The sequence below is a fragment of the Pseudoalteromonas sp. GW168-MNA-CIBAN-0100 genome (genome assembly GCF_040309225.1).
GTDB classification, from domain to species: domain Bacteria; phylum Pseudomonadota; class Gammaproteobacteria; order Enterobacterales; family Alteromonadaceae; genus Pseudoalteromonas; species Pseudoalteromonas arctica.
Map to the genome: position 1 here is coordinate 1 of NZ_JBEOOL010000584.1, position 270 is coordinate 270.

The following is a 270-nucleotide window of genomic DNA, read 5'->3' on the forward strand; positions in this document are numbered from 1 at the left end:
GGTGCGTATTTCGTGAGAAATATTAGCTACAAAGTCACTTTTAGCTTGGCTTGCTGCTAATGCTTCATCTATTGCGCGTTCAAGCTCTCGGGTTCTTTGCGAAACTTTAAGCTCTAAAGTGGTATTAACTCCCTCTAGTTCAGCTTGAATATTTTTAAGCGAACTTATGTCTCTTAAAATAGCCGCAACTTGATAACGCTCATTAAACACATCATAAATACTGCTGAGGGTTATTGAGTAGTAGTATTTATTGCCCGAACTGTCGGTGTG

General features: G+C 39.3%; 1 protein-coding gene. It reads right to left on the reverse strand.

Features of this window, described 5'->3' with window-relative positions:
* Nucleotides 1-270: hypothetical protein (locus tag AAEY62_RS22540; RefSeq protein WP_350636643.1), on the reverse strand; the 270-nt coding region annotated here is incomplete at both ends.